The organism is Methylobacterium isbiliense (genome assembly GCF_022179325.1).
GTDB lineage: Bacteria > Pseudomonadota > Alphaproteobacteria > Rhizobiales > Beijerinckiaceae > Methylobacterium > Methylobacterium isbiliense.
Map to the genome: position 1 here is coordinate 21,178 of NZ_BPQQ01000051.1, position 6,741 is coordinate 27,918.

Consider the following 6,741-nt stretch of genomic DNA (forward strand, 5'->3'; position numbering starts at 1 on the left):
ACGGTTTCAGGCGAGTCCGACCTCGTTCGTTGGCCCGATCGAATTTCAGCATGTCCGGTCCTGTCACGGCCCAAGGGGGGCGAGGCGGTTGAACGGAGCGATCCTCGTCCCGCCTGCAGGGTATCCGACCCGCTCGCCCGGAGGTCCGCCCGGGACGGCGAGATCGCGACGGGCCTGGCCCCGTCATCGCCACCAGCCGCTTCCCGGCTGACCTGTTCATCTCCGACGCCATGCTCCGCCTTCCATCCGCACCGCACGGTTGGACGGCCGGACCGCGCATGTCTTGGTCCGAGAACGCGCCCGCATCTCGATATCACAACTCTAGGTAATATTTTTGTCATTGAGTGTATTTATGCTTGCTTGACCTGAATTGCGATTATCAATAAAGCCGTTCTATCTTGGAGAGAATCATGGATCACTCGAAAGCGCAGCTGGTCGCAGGCGAACTGTATGGGAAAATCCTTTTGCGGAATGCAGATCCGGACGGCTTCGCTTATGTGATCGATCGTCTTACCAATGGCATGAGCCCGCTTGATATTGCGAATGAATTCATGCGGTCAGAGGAATTTGCCGATAAATTCTTGCTGAACACGAGTCCGAACGAGATAGCTAGGAAACTGCTGATCGCCATGTTCGGCAAAATTCCTTCTCCAGCTGAAATCAAGCAGAATTCATTATTAATTGTTAATCGCGGTGTTCATGCTTTCGTTGATAAGCACATGAGGGAGAAGAAATTATCTTTGAACGATAGATTGCCGGATCTTCGGAAATACTGACGACCGGTGTTGAGCTGCGCCTGCCCGACGAGATCGTGGTCTGTCACGTTGCGAACCGGCGCCGATGCATTCGGGGCGGATCCGGCAGCCAGCGCGTGCGCGCCAAGGGCCATCGGAACCAGGGTCGTCGGATCAGGCGGTGAAAGCGAACGAGCCCGTATGGTCCGGGCCGCGCGCCCGACGCGCCGCCGCCCGACTCCCGGAGACGTCAGAGACGGATTTCAACGATAGGCTCGCGACGGGAGCCCCTCCGGGCGACCCTGCAAGAGCGGTGGTGGGCGGTGACGGGCTCGAACCGCCGACCCTCTCGGTGTAAACGAGATGCTCTACCAACTGAGCTAACCGCCCGCGGGCCGTATGCGTAAGGGCGTGCATCCGGGAGCGCAAGGGCCGGGGGTGCGGGCCGCCGCGGCGGGCTTCGATTTTGCGCTCCCAGCCTGCTTGACAGGGTAGGGCCGGCCCCATACACCGCCGCCATCGCAGCAACGCGAGACGCCACGCGGGCGTAGCTCAGTTGGTTAGAGTGCCGGCCTGTCACGCCGGAGGTCGCGGGTTCGAGCCCCGTCGCCCGCGCCATCATTCCAAAAATCTTCACAATCTGCGCTTTAAGCGAGGCCGGCCCGATCGTCCCCGGGTCTGGGATCCTCGACATATGCCGCGCCTGCGCCTCGTTCTCCTCGCCGCCAGCCTGACGCTCGCCGGATGCAGCGGTTCGGCCCTGCTGCCGAGCCCCGATGCGGTCACGAGCCCGGTCGTCCTCGACGAGGCCGCCGCGGCTGCCGCCATCTCGCGCTACCGCGCCAGCCACGGGCTGGGACCGGTGGTGATCGATTCCTCGCTGATCCGCGCCGCCTCCCTGCAGGCGCAGGCCAACGCCAGGGTCGGCCGGCTCTCCCACGAGGCGGCCGGCAGTTTCGACGCGCGGCTCGCGCGGGCGGGCTTCGCGGGGCGCTACGCCGCCGAGAACCTCAGCGCCGGCGCGGCCACCTTCGACGACGTCCTGCGCCGCTGGCAGGCCTCGCCCGAGCACAATCGCAACATGCTGATGCCGCAGGTCCGCCGGATCGGCATCGCCCGCGTGGATGCGCCGGACACGCGCTACAAGCGCTATTGGGCGTTGATCCTGTCGGATTCCTGAGGCTGCGGCAGGGCGCCGAACCGCGCCGTCGCGGCGAAATCGACCCGGAAGGGGAGGGGGCTGCGACGAAACTCGCCATCCGAAAGGGCCTTCGCCCGGTTGTGGCCGGGCGCGGCGTCGTTATCTAGGGATCACGCGTTCGCGGTTTGTGCGGTGCGAACGCCCCTTGTTTCGGCATACCCGCTCGTTTAAGCCTCGCGGCATTCTCCGGGCCTTGGAACCGTTCCGAATGACGGGCCGAGCCGGCCGGGCCGCGTGCCTGCGCCGCCCGACGACCATTGAGGGCTCTCGATGAACGGTCTCCTCGCGGATTACCTGCCCCTCGTGATCTTCATCGGCGTCTCGCTGGTGATCGCGCTGGCGCTGCTCGTCGCGCCCTTCCTCGTCGCCTACAACAGCCCGGACCCGGAGAAGCTCTCGGCCTACGAGTGCGGCTTCAACGCCTTCGACGATGCGCGCATGAAGTTCGACGTGCGCTTCTACCTCGTCGCCATCCTGTTCATCATCTTCGACCTCGAGGTCGCGTTCCTGTTTCCCTGGGCGATCACGTTCGGGGACCTGGGCTGGTTCGGCTTCTGGTCGATGATGATCTTCCTCGGCGTGCTCACCGTCGGGTTCGTCTACGAGTGGCGCAAGGGCGCCCTCGAGTGGGACTGAGCCGACCCCGAAAGCCCTGCCGCCTCCGAGAGACCCCCGCTCCATGGCCCTCGACACCCCCCTCTCCCGCGCCCCGGCGATCGCTCCCCAGCCGAAGGGCCTCATCGACCCCTCGACGGGACTGCCGATCGGCGCCACCGACCCGACCTTCCTGTCGATCAACGACGAGCTGGCCGATCGCGGCTTCCTGCTCACCACCGCGGACGACCTCATCACCTGGGCGCGCACCGGCTCGCTGATGTGGATGACCTTCGGGCTCGCCTGCTGCGCCGTCGAGATGATGCAGATGTCGATGCCGCGCTACGACGCCGAGCGCTTCGGCTTCGCGCCGCGCGCCTCGCCCCGCCAGTCGGACGTGATGATCGTCGCCGGCACCCTGACCAACAAGATGGCGCCCGCGCTCCGCAAGGTCTACGACCAGATGCCGGAGCCGCGCTACGTGATCTCGATGGGCTCCTGCGCCAACGGCGGCGGCTACTACCATTACTCCTACTCGGTGGTGCGCGGCTGCGACCGCGTGGTGCCGGTGGATATCTACGTGCCGGGCTGCCCGCCGAGCGCGGAAGCGCTGCTCTACGGCGTGCTGCTGCTGCAGAAGAAGATCCGCCGGACCGGCACGATCGAGCGCTGAGGGCGAGGGCCATGACGAACGGCATCACGATCCGGCCCCACACCGAGGCCGTCCACGGCCCCGGGGCGCTTCAGGCCCTCGGCGACCGGCTGGCCGAGGCGCTCGGTCCGGCGGTGACCGACCGGGTGATCGCCTTCGACGAGCTGACGCTGATCGTCGAGGCCGCCGAGATCGTGCGGGTGCTCACCCACCTGCGCGACGATCCGTCCTGCGCCTTCCGCTCCTTCGTGGACATCTGCGGGGCGGATTATCCGGGCCGGGCCAAGCGCTTCGACGTGGTCTACCACCTGCTCTCGCTGCGCCACAACCAGCGCATCCGCGTGAAGGTGCAGACCGACGAGGCGACTCCGGTGCCCTCCGTGATCTCCGTCTTCCCGGCCGCCAACTGGTACGAGCGCGAGACCTACGACCTCTACGGGATCCTGTTCTCGGGCCACCCGGACCTGCGCCGGCTGCTCACCGACTACGGCTTCGAGGGCCATCCGCTGCGCAAGGATTTCCCGCTCACCGGCTTCGTCGAGGTGCGCTACGATCAGGACGAGGCGCGGGTGGTGTACGAGCCGGTGAAGCTCACGCAGGAATTCCGCAACTTCGACTTCCTCTCGCCCTGGGAAGGCACGGACTACGTGCTGCCCGGCGACGAGAAGGCGAAGGCGAACTGAGCCCGCCATGAGCGAGCCCGCCCCCCTGTCCGGACGATGCCTGTGCGGCGCGGTGCGCTTCCGCGCCCGCCCCCGGCGCCTGGAGATGGACGTCTGCCATTGCGGCCTGTGCCGCCGCTGGTCGGGCGGGGCGCTGATGGCCGTCGAATGCGATCCGGGTCTCGCCGTCGAGGACGAGGGCCAACTCGGGCTCTACGCCTCATCCGACCACGGCGAGCGGGGCTTCTGCCGCGCCTGCGGCACCTCGCTGTTCTGGCGGATGCGCGACGGCTCCTTCCTGGCCGTCTGCGCCCAGGCCTTCGACGCGCCGGACCGCTTCGTCCTCGCCACCGAGATCTTCATCGACGACAAGCCCGCCAACTACGCCTTCGCGAACGACACGCACAAGATGACCGGTGCCGAGGTCGTCGCCGCGTTCGCCGGGCCGCCGGGATCCAGCCCATGACCGAGCATTCCATCCGCAACTTCTCGATCAATTTCGGACCCCAGCACCCGGCCGCGCACGGCGTGCTGCGCCTCGTGCTGGAACTCGACGGCGAGATCGTCGAGCGGGTCGACCCGCATATCGGGCTGCTGCACCGCGGCACCGAGAAACTGATCGAGTACAAGACCTACCTGCAGACCACGCCCTACTTCGACCGGCTCGACTACGTCGCGCCGATGAACCAGGAGCACGCCTTCTGCCTCGCGGTGGAGAAGCTGCTGGGCATCGAGGTGCCGCGGCGCGCCAAGCTGATCCGCACCCTGTTCTGCGAGATCGGGCGGCTGCTCTCGCACCTCCTCAACGTGACCACGCAGGCGATGGACGTCGGCGCGCTCACGCCCCCGCTCTGGGGGTTCGAGGAGCGCGAGAAGCTGATGATCTTCTACGAGCGCGCCAGCGGCGCGCGGCTCCACGCCAACTACTTCCGGCCGGGCGGCGTCCACCAGGATCTGCCGGCGGGCCTCCTCGACGACATCGAGGCGTTCTGCGATCCGTTCCTGAAGGTGGTCGACGACCTCGACAGCCTCGTGATGGGCAACCGCATCTTCAAGCAGCGCAACGTCGACATCGGCATCGTCAGCGTGGACGAGGCGATGGCCTGGGGCTTCTCGGGCGTGATGGTGCGCGGCTCGGGGATTCCGTGGGACCTGCGCAAGGCGCAGCCCTACGAGGCCTACGAGGAGATGGAGTTCGACATCCCCGTGGGGAAGAACGGCGACACCTACGATCGCCAGGTCATCCGGATGGAGGAGATGCGCCAGTCCGTGCGCATCATGAAACAATGCCTCGCCAAGCTGCGCGAGCCGGCCGGTCAGGGGCCGATCGCCACGCAGGACGGCAAGGTGGCGCCGCCCTCCCGGCGCGAGATGAAGCGCTCGATGGAGGCGCTCATCCACCACTTCAAGCTCTACACCGAAGGCTTCCACGTGCCGGCGGGCGAGGTCTACGCCGCCGTCGAGGCCCCGAAGGGCGAGTTCGGCGTCTACCTGGTCGCGGACGGCACCAACAAGCCGTATCGCTGCAAGATCCGGGCACCGGGCTTCGCGCACCTGCAGGCGATGGACTGGATGTGCCGCGGGCACATGCTGGCGGACGTGTCGTGCATCCTGGGCACCCTCGACATCGTGTTCGGCGAAGTCGACCGGTGAGGCTGGGCACGAGCGGCGAAGAGAACTGACACGATGGCAAACCGCAGACTGGCGCCCGCCGAACAGCAGCCCGCGAGCTTCGCGTTCACGGCCGAGAACGCCGAATGGGCCAAGGGCCAGATCGCCAAGTACCCCGAGGGCCGGCAGGCCTCGGCGGTGATCCCGCTCCTGTGGAAGGCGCAGGAGCAGCACGGCGGCTGGCTGCCGCAGAAGGCCATCGAGGCGGTCGCCGACCACCTCGGCATGCCGCATATCCGCGTGCTGGAGGTCGCGACCTTCTACACGATGTTCGCCCTGGAGCCGGTCGGCCGCTACTGGATCCAGGTCTGCGGCACCGTGCCCTGCGACGTCTGCGGCGCGCGCGAGCTCAAGCAGATGCTGCACGAGCGCCTGGGACCCCCCGGCCACGTCGACCCGACCGGCACCTTCTCGTGGCTGGAGGTCGAGTGCCTGGGCGCCTGCTGCAACGCCCCGATGGCGCAGATCAACCAGGACTACTATGAGGACCTGACCCCCGAATCGCTCGGCCGGCTGATGGACGACCTCGCGGCGGGCCGGCCGGTCAAGGTGGGCTCGCAGGTTGGCCGCACCTCCTCCGAGCCGCAGGGCGGGCTGACGACCCTTACCGACGAGACGCTGTTCGACGGCTCGCGCATCGGCGCGTGGCGCAAGCGCTTCGAGGAGGAGGGCCTGCACGAGGAAGGCGCGGAACTGCGTGCGAAGGCCGAGGCGGCGAACGCCGCCAGGGACGCCGAGAAGCCCAAGGCCGCCAAGCCCGATTCAGGCCGCGCCACCGAGAGCCCGGCCGCCGCCGCCCCGGCGCAGCGCGCCGCCGACGGCAAGGCGCCGGTGGAGCCCGCCGAGGCGAAGGGACAGGCGGCGCCCGAGCGCAGCACGGTCGCCGAGCCCAGAAGCGGCCCGGAGGCGCAGCCCGCGCCGCAGAGCGGCCGCTCCTACACGCAGACGCCGTCGAAGCCCGAGGAGGGCCGGCCCGTCGCCGAGACCAAGGGCTCGACCCGGGAGGCCGGCGCCGAGCCGATCGCCGGCGGGCGCACGGACGGCACGCAGGCCAAGCCGGTCGGCGCGGATCCGAACGACAAGGGGCCGCCGGGCCCCGGATCCCGAGGGGGCCCCGAGGGCTCCTCCACACCTTCCTCGAACCGGTAGGACGACGCCATGCTCTCCGACCAGGATCGCATCTTCACCAACCTCTACGGCCTGCATTCGCCGGGGCTCGAAGGCGCC

At 67.8% G+C, this 6,741-nt stretch carries 8 protein-coding genes and 2 tRNA genes; 9 read left to right on the forward strand and 1 reads right to left on the reverse strand.

Annotation, left to right across the window (positions count from 1 at the left end):
• Window positions 1-410: 410 nt before the first annotated feature.
• Entirely contained in the window at window positions 411-776 is a 366-nt protein-coding gene (locus MFF61_RS21210; protein WP_238238062.1) for a DUF4214 domain-containing protein, read from the forward strand.
• A 272-nt stretch (window positions 777-1,048) separates the two neighbouring features.
• Here MFF61_RS21210 and MFF61_RS21215 read toward each other — a convergent pair.
• A tRNA-Val gene (locus MFF61_RS21215) sits at window positions 1,049-1,124 on the reverse strand.
• A gap of 151 nt (window positions 1,125-1,275) precedes the next feature.
• On the opposite strand from MFF61_RS21215, the gene MFF61_RS21220 reads away from it, so the two are divergent.
• The 8 genes from MFF61_RS21220 to nuoE all read left to right on the forward strand — a co-directional run bounded on the left by MFF61_RS21220 (window position 1,276) and on the right by nuoE (window position 6,663).
• Window positions 1,276-1,352, forward strand: a tRNA-Asp gene (locus MFF61_RS21220).
• 76 nt (window positions 1,353-1,428) lie between these two features.
• The gene (locus MFF61_RS21225) at window positions 1,429-1,914 is read left to right on the forward strand and encodes a CAP domain-containing protein (RefSeq protein ID WP_238238065.1); all 486 of its coding nucleotides are present in this window, start codon (window positions 1,429-1,431) and stop codon (window positions 1,912-1,914) included.
• 291 nt (window positions 1,915-2,205) lie between these two features.
• Window positions 2,206-2,571: an NADH-quinone oxidoreductase subunit A gene (locus MFF61_RS21230; protein ID WP_238238068.1), complete on the forward strand. Its 366-nt coding sequence runs from the start codon at window positions 2,206-2,208 to the stop codon at window positions 2,569-2,571.
• 43 nt (window positions 2,572-2,614) lie between these two features.
• Window positions 2,615-3,202 carry a NuoB/complex I 20 kDa subunit family protein gene (locus MFF61_RS21235; RefSeq protein ID WP_238238070.1) on the forward strand — a complete coding sequence of 196 codons (588 nt, stop codon included), beginning with the start codon at window positions 2,615-2,617 and terminating at the stop codon, window positions 3,200-3,202.
• 11 nt (window positions 3,203-3,213) lie between these two features.
• Window positions 3,214-3,864, forward strand: a complete 651-nt coding sequence (locus MFF61_RS21240; protein WP_238238072.1) for an NADH-quinone oxidoreductase subunit C — start codon at window positions 3,214-3,216, stop codon at window positions 3,862-3,864.
• A gap of 7 nt (window positions 3,865-3,871) precedes the next feature.
• Window positions 3,872-4,309, forward strand: a complete 438-nt coding sequence (locus MFF61_RS21245; RefSeq protein ID WP_238238074.1) for a GFA family protein — start codon at window positions 3,872-3,874, stop codon at window positions 4,307-4,309.
• Window positions 4,306-5,496, forward strand: a complete 1,191-nt coding sequence (locus MFF61_RS21250) for an NADH-quinone oxidoreductase subunit D (protein ID WP_238238077.1) — start codon at window positions 4,306-4,308, stop codon at window positions 5,494-5,496. The genes MFF61_RS21245 and MFF61_RS21250 overlap by 4 nt, the downstream gene beginning before the upstream one ends.
• A 33-nt stretch (window positions 5,497-5,529) precedes the next feature.
• Window positions 5,530-6,663: an NADH-quinone oxidoreductase subunit NuoE gene (gene nuoE / locus MFF61_RS21255; protein ID WP_238238080.1), complete on the forward strand. Its 1,134-nt coding sequence runs from the start codon at window positions 5,530-5,532 to the stop codon at window positions 6,661-6,663.
• The last annotated feature ends 78 nt before the right edge of the window (window positions 6,664-6,741 follow it).